This window comes from Pseudomonas sp. F01002 (assembly GCF_004402115.1).
GTDB lineage: Bacteria > Pseudomonadota > Gammaproteobacteria > Pseudomonadales > Pseudomonadaceae > Aquipseudomonas > Aquipseudomonas frigoris.
This window is the reverse complement of the sequence record NZ_SOPU01000027.1, coordinates 182,460-201,959: the sequence shown is the minus strand read 5'-3', so window position 1 is coordinate 201,959 and position 19,500 is coordinate 182,460. Positions and strand designations below refer to the sequence as shown.

The window sequence follows — 19,500 nt, the reverse complement described above, 5'->3', positions numbered from 1 at the left end:
GAGCGGCAACGCAGGATATGGTGTTCAGGCGCCGGAATTGCCTAACGAACAAACCATTCAGTCCGCCCCAGTGTTGGCGGTATGGCCGGGAATGCTCCTGCTTTTCGAGCCGAAAGTACCGCATCGAATCAAAGACCAGGATCGTTGAATTGACGTGAGTTGGGTCCGGGCCTGTATTGGGGCTCAACGAGTTTGGCAAGGCTCAGGAGAGGTTTGCCGAACGTCCTTAAGAGTGCAAAGACTTATGGCAAAGCGTGACTATTACGAAGTATTAGGTGTTGAGCGCGGCTCAAGCGAAGCAGACCTGAAAAAGGCCTACCGTCGCCTGGCGATGAAGCACCACCCGGACCGTAATCCCGATGACAAAGCGTCGGAAGATATGTTCAAGGAGGCCAACGAGGCCTACGAAGTACTGTCCGATTCCAGCAAGCGCGCGGCCTACGACCAGTACGGTCATGCCGGTGTCGACCCGAGCATGGGTGGCGGCGGTGCCGGGTTTGGCGGTCAGAACTTCTCCGATATCTTTGGTGATGTCTTCAGTGACTTCTTCGGCGGCGGTCGCGGCGGTTCTCGTGGCGGCGCTCAGCGCGGCAGCGACCTGCGTTACACTCTGGAACTGAATCTGGAAGAGGCGGTTCGCGGTACGACTGTGAATATCCGCGTCCCGACGCTGGTCAACTGCAAGCCGTGCGACGGTTCGGGTGCCAAGAAAGGCTCCTCGCCGATCACATGCCCGACGTGTGGCGGTATCGGTCAAGTCCGTATGCAGCAGGGCTTTTTCTCGGTGCAGCAGACGTGCCCGCGCTGCCATGGCCAGGGCAAGATCATTTCCGATCCGTGCGACTCGTGCGACGGTCAAGGTCGTGTCGAAGAGTACAAAACCCTCTCGGTGAAAGTGCCGGCCGGTGTTGATACCGGTGACCGCATTCGTCTGTCCGGCGAAGGCGAGGCGGGGGCTCAGGGTGGTCCGACTGGCGACCTGTACGTGGTGATCAACGTGCGTGAGCACGCGATCTTCCAGCGCGACGGCAAGCACCTGTTCTGCGAAGTGCCAATCAGTTTTGTTGATGCTGCGCTGGGTGGCGAGCTGGAGATTCCGACCCTTGATGGTCGAGTCAAACTGAAAATCCCTGAAGGGACTCAGACCGGCAAGCAGTTCCGTGTTCGCGGCAAGGGCGTTGCGCCAGTGCGCGGCGGCGGTGCTGGTGACTTGATGTGCAGAGTGGCGGTCGAAACCCCTGTCAATCTGGGGCGTCGTCAGCGCGAACTGCTGGAAGAGTTCCGTAGCTCGCTGGCGGATGACAACAGCCATTCACCTAAAACCACTGGTTGGTTTGAAGGCGTGAAGCGCTTCTTCGGCGATTTGTAAGGAGTCGGCATGCGACGTATAGCTGTGATGGGCGCTGCCGGGCGCATGGGCAAGATTCTGGTCGAGGCAGTGCAGCAGCGCGCGCCGCTGACCGGGCTGACGGCAGCCATCGTACGCCCCGGCAGCACGCTGATTGGCGTGGATGCTGGTGAGCTGGCCTCGCTGGGGCGTATCGGCGTTCCACTGTCCGGCAATCTGGACGCGGTGGCTGATGAGTTCGACGTGCTGATCGACTTCACGCTCCCGGAAGTCATGCTGAAAAACCTGGCGTTCTGTCGTAAGGCGGGCAAGGCCATGGTGATCGGCACGACAGGGTTGGACGCCGCGCAGAAGCAGCTGCTGGCCGAGGCCGGCAAGGATATTGCGATCGTGTTCGCGGCCAATTTCAGTGTCGGTGTGAACCTGTCGCTGAAGCTGCTCGACATGGCTGCTCGTGTGCTGGGTGATGACGCGGATATCGAGATCATCGAGGCCCATCATCGGCACAAGATCGATGCGCCTTCAGGTACGGCTCTGCGCATGGGCGAAGTCATCGCAAGCGCCCTGGATCGTGATCTGCAGAAGGTTGCGGTTTATGGTCGTGAAGGCCATACCGGTGCTCGCGAGCGTGAAACGATCGGCTTTGCCACTGTTCGCGGTGGTGATGTAGTCGGCGATCATACGGTGCTGTTCGCCTGTGAGGGTGAGCGACTGGAGATCACGCATAAAGCGTCCAGTCGCATGACCTTCGCCAAGGGCGCGGTACGTGCTGCATTGTGGCTGGACGGTCGTGAGCCGGGTCTTTACGACATGCAAGACGTACTCGATCTGCGTTAAGATGCGCCCGAAATCGGGTTCAAATAGTGTGTTTGAGCCCGGTTTTACTCCGCCAAGCGACGTCCTGTCGCATTCTCCGGCCTTTAAGGCTCATTGGCGGTAGACCAAAAATGCCTTTTTCTGTAAGCTACAGCTTTAGTGTGTCCACTAAAAGCGCGCAGAATTATTCGGTGAAGAAGCGGGGTGACGTGTCCATACGTCACTCCGCTTTTTTACAACCTGCGATCGCCCTTTCAGGCTTTATTTACGGGAGGTCTTCTTGACTAAGTCAGCCATACTCGCCCTTGCTGATGGCAGCATTTTTCGCGGCGAAGCCATTGGAGCCGACGGTCAAACCGTTGGTGAGGTGGTGTTCAACACCGCAATGACCGGCTATCAGGAAATCCTTACCGATCCTTCCTACGCCCAACAGATTGTTACCCTGACTTACCCGCACATCGGCAACACCGGCACCACGCCGGAAGACGCCGAGTCCGACCGCGTCTGGTCCGCTGGCCTGGTTATCCGTGACCTGCCACTGGTTGCGAGCAACTGGCGTAACACGATGTCTCTGTCCGACTACCTGAAAGCCAACAACGTTGTGGCAATCGCCGGTATCGACACTCGCCGCCTGACGCGCATCCTGCGTGAAAAAGGCGCGCAGAACGGCTGCATCATGGCCGGTGACAACATTTCCGAAGAAGCCGCCATCGCCGCCGCTCAGGGTTTCCCTGGCCTCAAAGGCATGGACCTGGCGAAGGTCGTCAGCACCAAAGAGAAATACGAGTGGCGCTCGACTGTCTGGGATTTGAAAACCGACAGCCATGCGACCATCGAAGCCTCTGAGCTGCCGTACCACGTGGTTGCCTACGACTACGGCGTCAAACTGAACATCCTGCGCATGCTGGTCGAGCGCGGTTGCCGCGTGACCGTGGTGCCGGCACAGACACCGGCGGCTGAAGCGCTGGCATTGAAGCCGGACGGCGTGTTCCTGTCCAACGGCCCAGGTGATCCGGAGCCTTGCGATTACGCGATCCAGGCGATCAAAGATGTGCTGGAAACCGAAATTCCGGTCTTCGGTATCTGCCTTGGTCATCAGCTGCTGGCTCTGGCTTCCGGTGCCAAGACCCTGAAAATGGGTCACGGCCACCATGGTGCCAACCACCCGGTCCAGGATCTGGATACCGGTGTGGTGATGATCACCAGCCAGAACCACGGTTTTGCGGTAGACGAAACGACCCTGCCAGCCAACGTCCGCGCGATCCACAAATCGCTGTTCGACGGCACCCTGCAAGGTATCGAGCGTACCGACAAGAGCGCCTTCAGCTTCCAGGGTCACCCGGAAGCCAGTCCTGGCCCGAACGACGTAGCACCACTGTTTGATCGCTTCATCAACGAAATGGCCAAGCGACGCTAATCGCTCGCCGTGATGTAGCAAAGCTTGAGGGCGGTCCCGACACACGGTGGCCCCCTCAAGTCTTCAAAGATTGAACAAGACGGCTTGCCGACTGACCTGCGGATTTGAGTGACAAACCCATGCCAAAACGTACAGATATTAAAAGCATCCTGATTCTCGGCGCTGGCCCGATCGTGATCGGCCAGGCCTGCGAATTCGACTACTCCGGCGCCCAGGCCTGTAAAGCCCTGCGCGAGGAGGGTTACCGCGTCATCCTGGTGAACTCCAACCCAGCGACCATCATGACCGACCCGGACATGGCCGACGCCACCTACATCGAACCGATCAAGTGGCAGACCGTTGCCAAGATCATCGAGAAAGAGCGTCCGGACGCGCTGCTGCCGACCATGGGTGGCCAGACCGCTCTGAACTGCGCACTGGATCTGGAGCGCGAAGGCGTTCTGGAGAAGTTCGGCGTAGAGATGATCGGCGCCAACGCTGACACCATCGACAAGGCTGAAGACCGTTCGCGCTTCGACAAGGCGATGAAATCCATCGGCCTGGACTGCCCGCGTTCAGGTATCGCCCACAGCATGGAAGAGGCCAACGTGGTCCTCGAGAAGCTTGGCTTCCCGTGCATCATCCGTCCGTCCTTCACCATGGGCGGCACCGGTGGCGGTATCGCTTACAACCGTGAAGAGTTCGAAGAAATCTGCGCCCGCGGCCTCGACCTGTCGCCGACCAAAGAGCTGCTGATCGACGAATCCCTGATCGGCTGGAAAGAGTACGAGATGGAGGTTGTCCGCGATAAGAAGGACAACTGCATCATCGTCTGCTCCATCGAAAACTTTGACCCGATGGGCGTGCACACCGGTGACTCGATCACTGTTGCTCCGGCACAAACCCTGACGGACAAGGAATACCAGATCATGCGTAACGCCTCGTTGGCGGTACTGCGTGAGATCGGCGTGGAAACCGGCGGCTCCAACGTTCAGTTTGGCATCTGCCCTGACACTGGCCGTATGGTCGTGATCGAGATGAACCCGCGTGTATCCCGCTCTTCGGCACTGGCCTCGAAAGCCACTGGTTTCCCGATTGCGCGTATCGCTGCCAAGCTGGCGATCGGCTACACCCTGGACGAGCTACAGAACGAGATCACCGGCGGCGCTACTCCTGCATCCTTCGAGCCGTCGATCGACTACGTCGTCACCAAGCTGCCACGTTTCGCCTTCGAAAAATTCCCGAAAGCCGACGCACGCCTGACCACTCAAATGAAGTCGGTCGGTGAAGTCATGGCCATCGGCCGGACTTTCCAGGAATCCCTGCAGAAAGCCCTGCGCGGTCTGGAAGTGGGCGTTTGCGGCCTGGACGAGAAGCTCGACCTGAGCAACCCGGAAAGCATGAGCGTGCTCAAGCGCGAACTGACCGTGCCGGGTGCCGAGCGTATCTGGTACGTGGCTGACGCCTTCCGCGCCGGCCTGTCGGTCGAAGACATCTTCGGCATGAACATGATCGACCCGTGGTTCCTGGTGCAGATCGAAGATCTGATCAAGGAAGAAGAGAAGGTCAAGACCCTGGGGCTGGCCAGCATCGACCGCGACTTGATGTTCCGCCTCAAGCGCAAAGGCTTCTCCGACATGCGTCTGGCCAAGCTGCTGGGCGTAACCGAGAAGGCTCTGCGTCGCCACCGTCACAAGCTGGAGATTTTTCCGGTCTACAAGCGCGTTGACACCTGCGCGGCCGAGTTCGCCACCGACACCGCTTACCTCTACTCGACGTATGAGGAGGAGTGTGAAGCCGCGCCGTCGGGCCGCGACAAGATCATGATCCTCGGTGGCGGTCCTAACCGTATCGGCCAAGGCATCGAGTTCGACTACTGCTGTGTGCACGCGGCATTGGCCCTGCGCGAAGACGGTTACGAGACCATCATGGTCAACTGCAACCCGGAAACCGTTTCCACCGACTACGACACCTCCGATCGCCTGTACTTCGAACCAGTGACCCTGGAAGACGTACTGGAAATCGTCCGCGTCGAGAAGCCGAAAGGCGTGATCGTCCAGTACGGCGGCCAAACCCCGCTGAAACTGGCTCGCGCCCTGGAAGAAGCTGGCGTGCCGATTATCGGCACCAGCCCTGACGCCATCGACCGTGCCGAAGACCGTGAGCGCTTCCAGCAAATGGTCGAACGCCTGAACCTGCGTCAGCCGCCAAACGCCACCGTGCGCAGCGAAGACGAAGCGATTCGTGCCGCTGCCAAGATCGGTTACCCGTTGGTGGTTCGTCCGTCCTACGTACTGGGCGGCCGCGCGATGGAAATCGTTTACGAAGAAGAAGAGCTCAAGCGCTACCTGCGCGATGCGGTGAAAGTGTCCAACGACAGCCCGGTGCTGCTCGACCACTTCCTCAACTGCGCAATCGAAATGGACGTGGATGCGGTCTGCGACGGCACCGACGTGGTGATCGGCGCGATCATGCAGCACATCGAGCAGGCCGGCGTTCACTCCGGTGACTCCGCGTGCTCCTTGCCGCCGTACTCGCTGCCTGCTCACATCCAGGACGAGATGCGCGAACAGGTCAAGAAAATGGCCCTGGAACTGGGCGTTGTCGGCCTGATGAACGTTCAGTTGGCGCTGCAAGGCGAAGACATCTACGTCATCGAAGTCAACCCGCGCGCTTCCCGTACCGTACCGTTCGTGTCGAAGTGCATCGGTGTTTCCCTGGCAATGATCGCGGCTCGCGTGATGGCCGGTAAAACCCTGAAGGAAATCGGTTTCACCAAAGAAATCATTCCGAACTTCTACAGTGTGAAAGAGGCGGTGTTCCCATTCGCCAAATTCCCTGGCGTGGACCCGATCCTGGGCCCAGAGATGAAGTCCACTGGTGAAGTGATGGGCGTGGGCGACACCTTCGGTGAAGCGTTTGCCAAGGCCCAAATGGGCGCCAGCGAAGTGTTGCCGACCGGCGGTACCGCGTTCATCAGTGTGCGTGATGACGACAAGCCACTGGTTGCAGGCGTGGCCCGTGATCTGATCAACTTGGGCTTCGAAGTGGTCGCCACTGCCGGTACTGCCAAGCTGATCGAAGCCGCAGGCCTGAAAGTGCGTCGTGTGAACAAGGTGACCGAAGGTCGTCCGCACGTGGTCGACATGATCAAGAATGACGAAGTCACCCTGATCATCAACACCACCGAAGGTCGTCAATCGATCGCTGATTCGTACTCCATTCGTCGTAATGCCTTGCAGCACAAAATCTACTGCACCACTACCATTGCTGCTGGCGAAGCTATCTGCGAAGCGCTGAAGTTCGGTCCCGAGAAGACCGTGCGCCGCTTGCAGGATCTACACGCAGGATTGAAGGCATGATCAAATACCCAATGACCGTCAAGGGCGCTAAAGCCCTGGAAGAAGAACACGCTCATCTGACCAAGGTCGTCCGTCCGAAGCTCAGCCAGGACATCGGTACGGCCCGCGAGTTGGGTGACTTGAAAGAAAACGCCGAATACCACGCTGCTCGCGAGCAGCAAGGTATGGTCGAGGCGCGGATCCGCGACATCGAAGGCCGCATGCAGAACGCGGTGATCATTGATGTCACGACCATTCCTCACACCGGCAAAGTGATCTTCGGCACCACCGTTGAAATCGCCAACGTCGAGACGGATGAAAGCGTCACCTACCACATCGTTGGTGAGGATGAAGCTGACTTCAAGCTCGGCAAGATTTCGGTCGGCTCGCCATTGGCCCGCGCCTTGATTGCCAAGGAAGAGGGTGATGTGGTTGCCGTGAAAACGCCTGGCGGCGTTATCGAGTACGAGATTGTCGAAGTTCGCCACATCTAAGCGCAGGCGCCCGCTACGTGCGGGCGCCATGCTTTGGCAACTGACTCAGATGTTGTGGGTTGGTGGTCTGTGGCTGTTGCACATCGGTCTGCTGCCGGTGCTGGGCAAAATTGGCCTGGCACCGCTGCTGATCGACGAAATCGCAGGCATGCTTGATGCGCTGATGGTGGGGTTCGCCGCAGCGTGTGTGATTTTTCAGGCTTTGGTGCTGGTTCAGGCCGAGGGCCTTGCCAGTCTATGGCGCGATATTCGCGGGCAGCTGCTGCTGATGGCGCTGTATGCGTGTGCGATGTATGCCGCGGTGCGTATCAGTTGGCCGGATGCCGTGCGTTGGCAGGTGTTCAGCTATCTTGTTCTGGGCTTTTCCGGGCTGGCGCTGGTGTTGCAGCCGGTGCCTGGATGGAGTGGCAGGGTGCGCGAAGCACACCCTTGACCCTTGTCATCACTTGAAGCGATGGACGTTCGACAGCTGCTTGTTGACGCTGAAGTTCTTGCGGTAAATCAGTGCCATCTTGCCGATGACCTGAACCAGGTCCGCTTTGCCGACCTTGCACAGTTCTGCAATGTTCGCCAGGCGCGACTCGCGATCGAGGATGTTGAGCTTGATTTTAATCAGCTCGTGATCCGCCAAAGCGCGTTCAAGTTCGGCTAACACACCTTCAGTCAAACCGTTGTCAGCCACAGTCAAAACTGGTTTCAGATGGTGGCCAATGGATTTGTACTGTTTCTTCTGCTCTTGAGTGAGCGGCATAATCTGACCCTTTAGTCTGGATTCTGTAAAATGGCGGCCATTTTACCCGAGGGTTCGTGGATCCGCCCAATTAATCACGACCCTTATCATCGAGGTGCCCAATGGCGCGTTCCAAGACAAGCCTTGGTTGGCTGAAAAGACATGTCAATGATCCCTATGTGAAGCAGGCGCAGAAGGATGGTTACCGCTCGCGTGCGAGTTACAAGCTTCTGGAGGTCCAGGAGAAATACAAGCTGATCCGTCCGGGTATGAGCGTTGTCGACCTGGGTGCGGCGCCCGGCGGCTGGTCGCAGGTCACTAGTCGGTTGATCGGTGGTCAGGGGCGTCTGATCGCCTCGGACATCCTGGAAATGGACAGCATTCCGGACGTGACTTTCATCCAGGGTGACTTCACCCAGGACGAAGTGCTCGCTCAGATCCTTGAAGCCGTGGGTAATTCGCAGGTGGACCTTGTGATTTCCGATATGGCCCCCAATATGAGTGGTACGCCTGAGGTGGACATGCCAAAAGCCATGTTTCTATGTGAGCTGGCTCTTGATCTGGCGGCTCGGATACTCAAGCCGGGTGGTAATTTCGTGATCAAGGTGTTTCAGGGCGAAGGGTTTGATGCTTACGTGAAGGACGCTCGTCAGAAATTCGACAAGGTCCAGATGATCAAGCCGGACTCTTCCCGTGGCAGTTCCCGCGAGCAATACATGCTGGCTTGGGGCTACCGCGGCCGTAGTGAGTAAATCGAGGTTTTTTTGCGGGTCGATAGGATTTTCGTATTTCGCCCCGTGAGCATTAGCGAATATTGTGTAGAAAGTGTTTCACAAAGGGTTACAGACGGCGCCTGCCAGAGTCGTAGGTAATGTAGTAAGTTAGGCCGGTGAATATCATGCGAAGCGCGCGCCATTAGCGGAGCTTGCTTCAGAGGGTAGTTAATTGAACGATATGGCAAAGAATCTGATCCTGTGGTTGATCATCGCGGCTGTCCTGGTGACAGTGATGAACAACTTCTCCAGCCCTAACGAGCCGCAGACCCTCAACTATTCCGACTTCATCCAGCAAGTCAAGGATGGAAAGGTCGAGCGCGTAGCGGTTGACGGCTACGTGATTACCGGTAAACGCAACGATGGCGACAGCTTCAAGACCATTCGTCCGGCAATCCAGGACAACGGTCTGATCGGCGACCTCGTGGACAACCATGTCGTAGTCGAAGGCAAGCAGCCTGAACAGCAAAGCATCTGGACTCAGCTCCTGGTCGCAAGCTTCCCGATCCTGGTGATCATCGCCGTGTTCATGTTCTTCATGCGGCAGATGCAGGGCGGCGCCGGAGGAAAGGGCGGGCCAATGAGCTTCGGCAAGAGCAAGGCGCGCCTGCTCTCCGAGGATCAAGTGAAAACCACCTTGGGTGACGTTGCCGGTTGTGACGAAGCCAAGGAAGAAGTCGGTGAGTTGGTCGAGTTCTTGCGTGATCCGGGCAAGTTTCAGCGTCTGGGTGGTCGCATTCCTCGCGGCGTGCTGATGGTGGGTCCTCCGGGGACCGGTAAAACCTTGATCGCCAAAGCGATTGCAGGCGAAGCAAAAGTACCTTTCTTCACTATTTCTGGTTCCGATTTTGTCGAAATGTTTGTGGGTGTCGGTGCCAGCCGTGTTCGTGACATGTTCGAGCAGGCCAAGAAGCACGCGCCATGCATCATCTTCATCGATGAAATCGACGCCGTCGGTCGTCATCGTGGCGCCGGGATGGGTGGTGGTCACGATGAGCGGGAGCAGACTCTCAACCAGTTGCTGGTAGAGATGGACGGCTTCGAAATGAACGACGGCATTATCGTTATCGCTGCAACCAACCGTCCGGACGTACTGGACCCTGCGTTGCTGCGTCCTGGCCGTTTCGACCGTCAGGTTGTCGTCGGTCTGCCGGATATCCGTGGTCGCGAGCAGATTCTCAAGGTTCACATGCGAAAAGTGCCAATGGGTGACGATGTCGCTCCGGCCGTGATCGCTCGTGGTACCCCTGGTTTCTCTGGTGCCGACCTGGCTAACCTGGTGAACGAAGCGTCGTTGTTCGCGGCCCGTGCCGGCAAGCGCATCGTCGAAATGAAAGAGTTCGAATTGGCCAAAGACAAGATCATGATGGGCGCCGAGCGCAAATCCATGGTCATGTCCGAGAAAGAGAAGCAGAACACCGCTTACCACGAGGCAGGTCACGCTATTGTTGGGCGCGTCGTGCCTGAGCATGACCCGGTCTACAAGGTGTCGATCATCCCGCGCGGTCGTGCGCTGGGTGTGACCATGTTTCTGCCGGAAGAAGATCGCTACAGCCTGTCCAAGCGTGCGTTGATCAGTCAGATCTGCTCGTTGTACGGCGGTCGTATTGCTGAAGAAATGACCTTGGGCTTCGACGGCGTCACCACCGGTGCGTCAAACGACATCATGCGTGCCAGCCAGATTGCGCGGAACATGGTAACCAAGTGGGGCTTGTCGGAAAAACTCGGCCCGTTGATGTACGCAGAAGAAGAGGGCGAAGTGTTCCTCGGTCGCGGCGGTGGCGGTCAGGGTGCAAGCTTCTCCGGTGAGACAGCCAAGTTGATCGACTCCGAAGTGCGCAGCATCATTGATCAGTGCTACGGCACGGCCAAGCAGATTCTGACCGATAACCGGGACAAGCTCGACGCCATGGCTGATGCCTTGATGAAGTACGAAACGATCGACGCCGATCAGATCGACGACATCATGGCGGGTCGTACGCCTCGTGAGCCTCGCGACTGGTCAGGCGGCGCCGGGACCTCCGGAACTCCTCCGGTGGCACAGGATCCGCGTCCGGAAACACCGATCGGCGGTCCGGCTGCTGACGTTTAAGGTTTGAAATGACTTCTGTTCAGTCCTCGACCCGGTTGCCTTGCGGCAATCGGGTTCTTGATTTAGCCCTGACGCACGTCATGGGTATTCTCAATGTCACTCCCGATTCCTTCTCTGATGGCGGCCAATATAGCCAGCTCGATGCGGCCTTGCGCCACGCTGAGGCTATGGTGGCGGCCGGCGCGACGTTGATTGATATCGGTGGCGAATCGACCCGGCCGGGTGCCAGGGTGGTTTCACCGCTGGAAGAGCTTGAGCGCGTAGCTCCGGTCGTCGAGCGAATACACTGCGAGCTGGATGTAATTATCTCGGTCGACACTTCCACGCCAGCTGTCATGCGCGAAGCCGCACGACTTGGTGCGGGGTTGATCAATGACGTGCGCTCGCTACGGCGCGATGGCGCTCTGGATGCGGCCGCGGCCACTGGCCTGCCGGTCTGTCTGATGCATATGCTCGGTGAGCCGGGCGACATGCAGGACAATCCGCAGTATCAGGACGTCACGAAAGAGGTGGGCGAGTTTCTCGCCGAGCGCATGGCTCAGTGTGCGTCGGTAGGAATTACGGCGGACCGGATCATCCTTGATCCGGGCTTTGGCTTCGCAAAAACCTTGCAGCACAATCTAAGCTTGTTCAAGCATATGGAGGCCCTGCATGCCTTGGGGCGGCCCCTGCTGGTCGGGGTTTCGCGAAAGAGCATGATAGGTCAGGCCTTGAATCGTCCGGTTGGAGGGCGTCTGCATGGTGGTCTGGCGCTCGCAGCGCTGGCTTCGATCAAGGGAGCGCGTATATTGCGCGTCCATGATGTGGCTGAAACCGTCGATGTGGTGCGGATGATCGCTGCAGTGGAATCAGCCGAATAAGAATGATGGAGCACTTATGACTAAGAAATACTTTGGCACCGACGGCATTCGTGGTCGGGTTGGCGAATATCCGATTACTCCTGACTTCATGCTCAAGCTTGGCTGGGCTGCTGGTATGGCGTTCCGCAAAATGGGCGCCTGCAAGGTGTTGGTGGGCAAGGACACTCGGATCTCTGGCTATATGTTCGAATCTGCGCTCGAGGCCGGACTTACTTCGGCAGGTGCCGATGTCATGCTCCTGGGTCCGATGCCGACACCGGCCATCGCCTACCTGACGCGTACCTTCCAAGCTGAAGCGGGCATCGTGATCAGTGCCTCGCACAACCCTCACGATGACAATGGCATCAAGTTTTTCTCCGGGAAGGGCACCAAGCTTCCTGATGAAGTCGAGCATATGATCGAAGAGTTGCTCGACACCCCGATGACTGTGGTTGAATCGAGCAAGATCGGCAAGGTATCGCGCATCAACGATGCTTCGGGCCGCTATATCGAATTCTGCAAAAGCAGCGTCCCGACCGGCACCAGCTTCGCGGGCCTGAAGATCGTGATCGACTGCGCCCACGGCGCGACCTACAAGGTGGCGCCTAGTGTATTCCGTGAGCTGGGGGCCGATGTCGTTGTACTTTCTGCTCATCCTAACGGCCTGAACATCAATGAAAATTGCGGTTCGACCCATATGGGGCCGCTGCAAGCTGCTGTATTGGCCGAGCATGCTGATTTGGGTATCGCCTTTGACGGTGATGGTGACCGCGTTCAGATGGTTGATCATACCGGTACTGTTGTCGACGGTGATGAGTTGCTGTTCATCATTGCTCGTGACCTGCATGAGCAGGGCAAGTTGCAGGGTGGTGTGGTCGGTACGTTGATGAGTAATCTGGGGTTGGAGTTGGCCCTGGCGGATCTGGCAATTCCTTTTGTGCGGGCCAATGTTGGCGACCGTTACGTAATCTCCGAGTTGCTGGAGCGTGATTGGCTGGTGGGTGGTGAAAATTCGGGGCACATTGTCTGCTTCAACCACACCACCACCGGTGACGCGATCATTGCCGCATTGCAGGTATTGATGGCGCTGAAGACCCGCTCCGAGGGGCTGGCGCAATCGCGTCAGGCGCTGCGCAAGTGCCCTCAGGTGCTGATCAATGTACGATTCGGCGGCGGTGCGAGCCCTCTTGATCATCCATCCGTCAAGGAGGCAAGTGAGCGCGTTACCAAGGCTATGGCTGGTCGTGGGCGCGTGCTGTTGCGCAAGTCCGGGACGGAGCCGCTGGTGCGGGTCATGGTCGAAGGCGAGGACGAAACACAGGTTCGCGGCTACGCCGAAGAGCTGGCAAAACTGGTTACTGAAGTTTCTGCCTGATTTCGGCTTGCCAGCCATGATTGTGTTGGGTAACATCTGCGCCCACTTTGACCGACGAGGTACAGCATGCGTCGCCCTATGGTAGCTGGTAACTGGAAGATGCACGGTACCCGCGCCAGCGTCGCTGAGCTGATCAATGGCCTTCGTCATCTGGCCTTGCCGAGCGATGTTGATGTAGCGGTATTCCCGCCTTGCTTGCATATCAATCAAGTGATTGATGGCTTGAAGGAAAAGTCGATTTCGGTCGGCGCGCAGAACTCTGCGGTGGAATCCATGCAAGGTGCGTTGACCGGTGAAGTTGCGCCGAGTCAGTTGGTGGATGCAGGCTGTTCTTTTGTACTTGTCGGGCACTCCGAGCGCCGCCAGATAATGGGCGAGCAGGACGGAATGCTGATTCGCAAGTTCGCAGCGGCACAGGCAAGTGGCTTGATTCCGGTGTTGTGCGTAGGGGAGACCCTTGAAGAGCGCGAGGCTGGAAAAACTCTTGAGGTTGTCGGGCGTCAGCTAGGCAGTATCATAGAGGAGCTGGGTGTTGGTGCGTTTGCAAAGGCAGTAATCGCTTACGAGCCGGTCTGGGCCATTGGTACCGGGCTGACTGCTTCGCCGCAACAGGCGCAGGATGTGCATGCAGCCATTCGCGCTCAGTTGGCGGCAGAGAATTCTGAGGTCGCACAAGGTGTGCGGCTTCTATACGGCGGCAGCGTGAAGGCGGCCAATGCGGTCGAACTGTTCGGCATGCCGGATATCGATGGGGGGCTCATTGGTGGAGCTTCCCTGAATGCAGATGAGTTCGGTGCGATTTGTCGCGCCGCGGGAAACTGAAAAAATGCTGGAAACAGTCGTAGTCGTTTTTCATCTGCTGGGTGCATTGGGCGTAGTTGCTCTGGTATTGCTGCAGCAGGGTAAAGGTGCGGATGCTGGCGCGTCTTTCGGAGCAGGTGCTTCAAATACTGTGTTCGGAAGCCAAGGTTCCTCTACCTTTCTTAGTAAGTTTACTGCTATACTTGCCGCCGGTTTCTTCATAACCAGCTTAGGGTTAGGTTACTTTGCTAAAGAGAAGGCTCACCAGCTGACTCAAGTAGGTTTGCCAAATCCAGCAGTGTTGGAAGTTCCAAAGCAACAACCGGCTTCTGATGATGTACCGGTGCTTCAAGAGCAAAAGTCGGCTACTCCAGCGACTGACGTGCCTCCAGCTCAAGAGCAAAAGTAAGAAGGGTTTCAAACGTAGTATTGCCGAGGTGGTGGAATTGGTAGACACGCAACCTTGAGGTGGTTGTGCCCATAGGGTGTAGGGGTTCGAGTCCCCTTCTCGGTACCAATTATCAGGAGAGCCCGCTGTTGCGGGCTTTCTTGTAGGTGGAAGGTTACATTGACCCTGTCAGGGATCGGTCGTATACTTCCGCCCCAGCTTTGTCGCGGGGTGGAGCAGTCTGGTAGCTCGTCGGGCTCATAACCCGAAGGTCGTCGGTTCAAATCCGGCCCCCGCAACCAGTTTAAGGAGCCCCTTTTAAGGGGCTTTTTGTTAGCTGGACACTTTCAACGCCGCTGTTCGACGGCGTTTCAAGGATGGGCGTTTCGCCCATTTTTTTATTTTGCACAGCATGCACATACATGCACGAGGGGGTTTCAGGTGTCGAGCAAGCTAGAAGAGTTGCAGGCCTTGCTGGCCCCGGTGGTCGTGGCCCTAGGCTATGAATGCTGGGGTATTGAGTTTTCGGCTCAAGGTCGCCACTCAATGTTGCGCGTTTATATCGATAAAGAGGGCGGTGTGCTGGTGGACGATTGTGCCATTGTCAGCCGTCAGATCAGCGGTGTTCTGGATGTTGAAGATCCAATCGCCGTTGAATACACCCTTGAAGTTTCCTCGCCTGGCATGGAACGCCCGCTGTTCACTATTGAGCAGTTTGCAAAATTTGCCGGTGAACAAGTGAAGATCAAGCTGCGCTCGCCTTTTGACGGCCGACGCAACTTTCAGGGCCTTCTGCGCGGTGTAGAAGAGCAGGACGTCGTGGTGCAGGTAGAAGACCATGAGTTCCTGTTGCCGATCGATATGATCGACAAGGCCAACATTATTCCCAGTTTTGACTGAGACGCGGATCCCGCGGATCCAATGGCTTGCGAAAGGCGAGGCGTACGATGAGCAAAGAAGTACTGCTGGTTGTTGAGTCGGTATCCAATGAAAAGGGCGTACCGGCAAACGTAATTTTTGAAGCGCTGGAGCTGGCTCTGGCCACTGCTACCAAAAAACGTTTCGAGGACGAAGTTGATCTGCGTGTGGAAATCAATCGCCACACCGGTGCTTACGAGACATTCCGTCGCTGGACGGTCGTCGAAGAAGCAGACCTGGACGATCCGGCCATCGAAACCTGGCCGAGCAAGGTTGCAGAAACGCATCCTGGTGCTCAGGTTGGTGATGTAGTCGAAGAAAAGATCGAATCCATCGAGTTCGGCCGTATCGCTGCACAGACTGCCAAGCAAGTCATCGTGCAGAAAGTTCGCGAAGCCGAGCGCGCTCAAGTCGTTGATGCCTATCGCGAGCGCCTGGGAGAAATCATCTCCGGCACCGTGAAGAAAGTGACCCGCGACAACGTGATCGTCGATCTGGGCAACAACGCCGAAGCGTTGCTGGCTCGTGAAGATATCATCTCTCGCGAAACCTTCCGGGTTGGCGTGCGTCTGCGTGCGCTGCTCAAGGAAATCCGCACCGAGAACCGCGGCCCGCAGCTGATCCTGTCGCGTACCGCGCCGGAAATGCTGATCGAGTTGTTCCGCATCGAAGTGCCGGAAATCGCTGAAGGCCTGATCGAAGTAATGGCAGCATCCCGTGACCCGGGTTCGCGCGCCAAGATCGCGGTCCGCTCCAAGGACAAACGCATCGACCCGCAAGGCGCTTGCATCGGTATGCGCGGTTCGCGCGTCCAGGCAGTGTCGGGTGAGTTGGGCGGTGAGCGTGTGGACATCGTCCTGTGGGACGACAACCCGGCTCAGTTCGTGATCAATGCAATGTCGCCGGCTGAAGTGGCGGCAATTATCGTTGACGAAGATGCCCATGCAATGGACATCGCCGTTGGCGCAGACAATCTCGCTCAGGCCATCGGTCGCGGTGGTCAGAACGTGCGTCTGGCTAGCCAGTTGACTGGCTGGACCCTGAACGTGATGACCGAATCGGACATCCAGGCTAAGCAGCAAGCAGAAACCGGCGACATCCTGCGCAACTTCATCGACGAGCTGGAAGTCGACGAAGACCTGGCACAGGTGCTGGTAGATGAAGGCTTTACCAGCCTGGAAGAGATTGCCTACGTACCGTTGGAAGAAATGCTCAACATCGACGGCTTTGACGAAGAAACCGTCAACGAGCTTCGCGCTCGCGCCAAGGATCGTTTGTTGACCAAAGCCATCGCTACTGAGGAAAAGCTGGCAGACGCCCATCCGGCCGAAGACCTGCTCTCGCTTGAGGGTATGGACAAGGATTTGGCGATGGAACTGGCGGTGCGCGGCGTAATTACCCGCGAAGACCTGGCCGAGCAGTCTATTGACGATCTGCTCGACATCGACGGCATTGACGATGATCGTGCCGGCAAGTTGATCATGGCCGCCCGAGCCCACTGGTTCGAGTAATTAGGCGCGGCCTGAGGAGAGAAGTGCATGACGCAAGTCACGGTGAAACAACTGGCCGATGAGGTCAAAACACCGGTAGAGCGCCTGTTGCAGCAGATGCGTGAGGCAGGTCTGCCGCACACCGCCGCCGATGAAGGTGTGAGCGATAGTGAGAAGCAGTCTTTGCTGACTCACTTGAAGAGCAGCCACAAGGCGAAAGTGGAAGAACCGCGCAAGATTACATTGCAGCGCAAAACCACCAGTACACTGCGTGTTGCTGGCAGCAAAAGCATCAGCGTTGAAGTACGCAAGAAGAAAGTCTTCGTACAGCGCAGCCCGGAAGAAATCGAAGCCGAGCGCAAACGCGAACTGGAAGAACGTCGCGCAGTAGACAATGCTGCACGTCAGAAGGCTGAAGAAGAAGCCAAGCGTCGCGCCGAAGAAGAAGCGCGTCGCCAGCCTGCTGCTGCGCAAACCGCTACTAACGACGCCGTTGCAGCGCCTGCTGCAGTTGCCGAGCCAGTACGCGAAAGCGCACCGGTTGTAGCCGCTGCTCCAGCACCGTCTGCTGACGTTCGCAACAAGCAGAACGAACAGCGCCGTCCGGATAAACCACGTGCCGACGATAACAATCGTCGCAGCGGTGGTGGCGACGGCGAGCGTAAAAACGCTCCGCATCGTGCCTCGGTCAAAGAGAAAGCGCCTGCACCACGCGTTGCCCCACGTACTACCGACGAAGAAAGCGATGGCTTCCGTCGTGGTGGTCGCGGCAAGGCCAAGCTGAAAAAACGCAACGCACACGGTTTCCAGAGCCCAACAGGCCCTGTCGTGCGTGATGTGCAGATCGGCGAGACCATCACTGTTGGCGATCTCGCCAATCAGATGTCGGTCAAGGCTGCTGAAATCATCAAGTTCATGTTCAAACTGGGTACTCCAGCGACCATCAACCAGGTGCTTGATCAGGAAACTGCTCAACTGGTAGCCGAAGAACTGGGCCACAAAGTGACCCTGGTCAGCGACACCGCCCTGGAAGATTCCCTGGCCGAGTCCCTGAAGTTTGAAGGTGAGACGTTCTCCCGTGCGCCAGTCGTGACCGTAATGGGCCACGTTGACCACGGTAAGACGTCGCTGCTCGACTATATCCGTCGTGCCAAGGTAGCTGCTGGCGAAGCCGGCGGTATCACCCAGCACATCGGTGCGTACCACGTTGAAACTGATCGCGGCATGGTCACGTTCCTCGACACCCCGGGTCACGCTGCGTTTACCGCAATGCGTGCTCGTGGTGCCAAGGCGACTGACATCGTGATCCTGGTCGTTGCAGCGGACGACGGCGTTATGCCGCAGACCATTGAAGCGGTCCAGCACGCCAAGGCTGCCGGTGTTCCACTGGTGGTTGCTGTGAACAAAATCGACAAGCCGGGCGCTGATCTCGATCGCATCCGTAGCGAACTGTCGGTTCACGGCGTGACTTCGGAAGAGTGGGGCGGCGACACCCCGTTCGTATCGGTTTCGGCGAAAGTCGGTACTGGCGTGGACGAGTTGCTCGAAGCTGTTCTGCTGCAAGCTGAAGTTCTGGAGCTGAAAGCGACTCCTTCGGCTCCTGGCCGTGGCGTCGTGGTTGAATCGCGTCTCGACAAAGGTCGTGGCCCGGTTGCAACCGTTCTGGTTCAAGACGGTACCCTGCGCCAAGGCGACATGGTGCTGGTCGGTTCGAACTATGGCCGTGTACGTGCCATGCTCGACGAGAACGGCAAGCCAATCAAGGAAGCCGGTCCTTCCATCCCTGTCGAGATCCTCGGCCTGGACGGTACCCCGGACGCTGGCGACGAGATGAGCGTGCTGTCGGACGAGAAGAAAGCCCGTGAAGTGGCTCTGTTCCGTCAAGGCAAGTTCCGCGAAGTCAAACTGGCTCGCGCTCACGCCGGCAAGCTGGAAAACATCTTCGAAAACATGGGTCAGGCAGAGAAGAAGACGCTCAACATCGTCCTCAAATCCGACGTCCGTGGTTCGCTGGAAGCGTTGAACGGTGCCTTGAACGGCCTGGGTAACGACGAAGTGCAAGTGCGTGTTGTCGGTGGCGGTGTCGGTGGTATCACCGAATCCGACGCCAACCTGGCACTGGCCTCCAACGCTGTACTGTTTGGCTTCAACGTGCGTGCCGATGCTGGCGCTCGCAAGATCGTCGAGCAGGAAGGTCTGGATATGCGTTACTACAACGTGATCTACGACATCATCGAAGACGTCAAGAAAGCCCTCACCGGTATGCTGGGCAGCGATGTTCGCGAGAACATCCTGGGTACCGCTGAAGTGCGTGACGTGTTCCGTTCGCCGAAGTTTGGCGCGATCGCCGGTTGCATGGTTATCGAAGGTGTTGTTCACCGTAACCGTCCAATCCGTGTACTGCGTGAAGACATCGTTATCTTCGAAGGCGAGCTGGAATCCCTGCGCCGCTTCAAGGATGACGCTTCCGAAGTACGTGCCGGCATGGAATGCGGTATTGGCGTCAAGAGCTACAACGACGTCAAAGCAGGCGACAAGATCGAAGTCTACGAGAAGGTTCAGGTTGCTCGCAGCCTCTAACTCGCGCACTTCAAGGGCCACGATGAGCCGTCGCATGCAGATGCGCGGCGCAGCGTCAGGACTCTAAATGCAACGCCCGGTCTGGCTTTTGTCAGGCCGGGCGTTTGCCGCTTTCAGAC

The 19,500-nt window shown here is 57.7% G+C and carries 16 protein-coding genes and 2 tRNA genes; 17 read left to right on the top strand and 1 reads right to left on the bottom strand.

All coding sequences use genetic code 11. From position 1 onward, the window contains the following. Positions 1-244: 244 nt before the first annotated feature. The 6 genes from dnaJ to E3W21_RS23795 all read left to right on the top strand — a co-directional run bounded on the left by dnaJ (position 245) and on the right by E3W21_RS23795 (position 7,828). Positions 245-1,369: a molecular chaperone DnaJ gene (dnaJ, locus tag E3W21_RS23820; RefSeq protein WP_008149037.1), complete on the top strand. Its 1,125-nt coding sequence runs from the start codon at positions 245-247 to the stop codon at positions 1,367-1,369. Positions 1,370-1,378: 9 nt separating this feature from the next. Then, the gene (dapB, locus tag E3W21_RS23815; protein ID WP_134422051.1) at positions 1,379-2,185 is read left to right on the top strand and encodes a 4-hydroxy-tetrahydrodipicolinate reductase; all 807 of its coding nucleotides are present in this window, start codon (positions 1,379-1,381) and stop codon (positions 2,183-2,185) included. A 259-nt stretch (positions 2,186-2,444) separates the two neighbouring features. Continuing rightward, entirely contained in the window at positions 2,445-3,581 is a 1,137-nt protein-coding gene (gene carA, locus E3W21_RS23810) for a glutamine-hydrolyzing carbamoyl-phosphate synthase small subunit (protein WP_134422050.1), read from the top strand. A 119-nt stretch (positions 3,582-3,700) separates the two neighbouring features. After that, on the top strand, positions 3,701-6,922 hold the full coding sequence (gene carB / locus E3W21_RS23805) for a carbamoyl-phosphate synthase large subunit (RefSeq protein ID WP_129438612.1): 3,222 nt from the start codon (positions 3,701-3,703) through the stop codon (positions 6,920-6,922). Next, positions 6,919-7,395, top strand: coding sequence for a transcription elongation factor GreA (greA, locus tag E3W21_RS23800; RefSeq protein ID WP_046045786.1), 477 nt, complete (start codon positions 6,919-6,921; stop codon positions 7,393-7,395). Before carB ends, greA begins: the two co-directional genes overlap by 4 nt. A 28-nt stretch (positions 7,396-7,423) precedes the next feature. Then, positions 7,424-7,828 carry an MFS transporter gene (locus tag E3W21_RS23795; protein ID WP_134422049.1) on the top strand — a complete coding sequence of 135 codons (405 nt, stop codon included), beginning with the start codon at positions 7,424-7,426 and terminating at the stop codon, positions 7,826-7,828. A gap of 9 nt (positions 7,829-7,837) precedes the next feature. Here E3W21_RS23795 and E3W21_RS23790 read toward each other — a convergent pair whose 3' ends face one another. Continuing rightward, positions 7,838-8,146 carry a YhbY family RNA-binding protein gene (locus tag E3W21_RS23790; RefSeq protein ID WP_008005472.1) on the bottom strand — a complete coding sequence of 103 codons (309 nt, stop codon included), beginning with the start codon at positions 8,144-8,146 and terminating at the stop codon, positions 7,838-7,840. Positions 8,147-8,247: 101 nt separating this feature from the next. Between E3W21_RS23790 and rlmE the strand changes: the two genes are divergently transcribed. The 11 genes from rlmE (at position 8,248) to infB (ending at position 19,381) form a co-directional block, all read left to right on the top strand. Next, the gene (rlmE, locus tag E3W21_RS23785; protein ID WP_007900501.1) at positions 8,248-8,877 is read left to right on the top strand and encodes a 23S rRNA (uridine(2552)-2'-O)-methyltransferase RlmE; all 630 of its coding nucleotides are present in this window, start codon (positions 8,248-8,250) and stop codon (positions 8,875-8,877) included. A gap of 202 nt (positions 8,878-9,079) precedes the next feature. Next, complete coding sequence (ftsH, locus tag E3W21_RS23780; RefSeq protein ID WP_134422048.1) at positions 9,080-10,990, top strand: ATP-dependent zinc metalloprotease FtsH; 1,911 nt, start codon at positions 9,080-9,082, stop codon at positions 10,988-10,990. An 8-nt stretch (positions 10,991-10,998) separates the two neighbouring features. Next, a complete protein-coding gene (folP, locus tag E3W21_RS23775) occupies positions 10,999-11,850 on the top strand; it encodes a dihydropteroate synthase (RefSeq protein WP_134422047.1) in 852 nt (283 codons plus the stop codon). Positions 11,851-11,866: 16 nt separating this feature from the next. After that, the gene (gene glmM / locus E3W21_RS23770) at positions 11,867-13,204 is read left to right on the top strand and encodes a phosphoglucosamine mutase (protein WP_134422046.1); all 1,338 of its coding nucleotides are present in this window, start codon (positions 11,867-11,869) and stop codon (positions 13,202-13,204) included. 66 nt (positions 13,205-13,270) lie between these two features. Continuing rightward, complete coding sequence (tpiA, locus tag E3W21_RS23765; RefSeq protein ID WP_129438601.1) at positions 13,271-14,026, top strand: triose-phosphate isomerase; 756 nt, start codon at positions 13,271-13,273, stop codon at positions 14,024-14,026. 4 nt (positions 14,027-14,030) lie between these two features. After that, positions 14,031-14,414: a preprotein translocase subunit SecG gene (secG, locus tag E3W21_RS23760; RefSeq protein WP_017336473.1), complete on the top strand. Its 384-nt coding sequence runs from the start codon at positions 14,031-14,033 to the stop codon at positions 14,412-14,414. A gap of 22 nt (positions 14,415-14,436) precedes the next feature. After that, positions 14,437-14,522: transfer RNA gene (locus E3W21_RS23755), tRNA-Leu, on the top strand. Positions 14,523-14,618: 96 nt separating this feature from the next. Beyond that, a tRNA-Met gene (locus E3W21_RS23750) sits at positions 14,619-14,695 on the top strand. A 139-nt stretch (positions 14,696-14,834) separates the two neighbouring features. Further along, the gene (rimP, locus tag E3W21_RS23745; RefSeq protein WP_134422045.1) at positions 14,835-15,293 is read left to right on the top strand and encodes a ribosome maturation factor RimP; all 459 of its coding nucleotides are present in this window, start codon (positions 14,835-14,837) and stop codon (positions 15,291-15,293) included. 47 nt (positions 15,294-15,340) lie between these two features. Continuing rightward, positions 15,341-16,822: a transcription termination factor NusA gene (gene nusA / locus E3W21_RS23740; protein WP_008024459.1), complete on the top strand. Its 1,482-nt coding sequence runs from the start codon at positions 15,341-15,343 to the stop codon at positions 16,820-16,822. Between the two features lie 27 nt (positions 16,823-16,849). Further along, complete coding sequence (infB, locus tag E3W21_RS23735; RefSeq protein WP_129438599.1) at positions 16,850-19,381, top strand: translation initiation factor IF-2; 2,532 nt, start codon at positions 16,850-16,852, stop codon at positions 19,379-19,381. The last annotated feature ends 119 nt before the right edge of the window (positions 19,382-19,500 follow it).

What these genes read in the sequence shown, in the direction of transcription:
- glmM (WP_134422046.1), top strand. Translation starts at nt 11,867, where the DNA reads ATGACTAAGAAATACTTTGGCACCGACGGCATTCGTGGTCGGGTTGGC.
- nusA (WP_008024459.1), top strand. Translation starts at nt 15,341, where the DNA reads ATGAGCAAAGAAGTACTGCTGGTTGTTGAGTCGGTATCCAATGAAAAG.
- infB (WP_129438599.1), top strand. Translation starts at nt 16,850, where the DNA reads ATGACGCAAGTCACGGTGAAACAACTGGCCGATGAGGTCAAAACACCG.
- ftsH (WP_134422048.1), top strand. Translation starts at nt 9,080, where the DNA reads ATGGCAAAGAATCTGATCCTGTGGTTGATCATCGCGGCTGTCCTGGTG.
- carB (WP_129438612.1), top strand. Translation starts at nt 3,701, where the DNA reads ATGCCAAAACGTACAGATATTAAAAGCATCCTGATTCTCGGCGCTGGC.
- secG (WP_017336473.1), top strand. Translation starts at nt 14,031, where the DNA reads ATGCTGGAAACAGTCGTAGTCGTTTTTCATCTGCTGGGTGCATTGGGC.
- E3W21_RS23795 (WP_134422049.1), top strand. Translation starts at nt 7,424, where the DNA reads ATGCTTTGGCAACTGACTCAGATGTTGTGGGTTGGTGGTCTGTGGCTG.
- rlmE (WP_007900501.1), top strand. Translation starts at nt 8,248, where the DNA reads ATGGCGCGTTCCAAGACAAGCCTTGGTTGGCTGAAAAGACATGTCAAT.
- tpiA (WP_129438601.1), top strand. Translation starts at nt 13,271, where the DNA reads ATGCGTCGCCCTATGGTAGCTGGTAACTGGAAGATGCACGGTACCCGC.
- dapB (WP_134422051.1), top strand. Translation starts at nt 1,379, where the DNA reads ATGCGACGTATAGCTGTGATGGGCGCTGCCGGGCGCATGGGCAAGATT.
- E3W21_RS23790 (WP_008005472.1), bottom strand. Translation starts at nt 8,146, where the DNA reads ATGCCGCTCACTCAAGAGCAGAAGAAACAGTACAAATCCATTGGCCAC.
- folP (WP_134422047.1), top strand. Translation starts at nt 10,999, where the DNA reads ATGACTTCTGTTCAGTCCTCGACCCGGTTGCCTTGCGGCAATCGGGTT.
- greA (WP_046045786.1), top strand. Translation starts at nt 6,919, where the DNA reads ATGATCAAATACCCAATGACCGTCAAGGGCGCTAAAGCCCTGGAAGAA.
- dnaJ (WP_008149037.1), top strand. Translation starts at nt 245, where the DNA reads ATGGCAAAGCGTGACTATTACGAAGTATTAGGTGTTGAGCGCGGCTCA.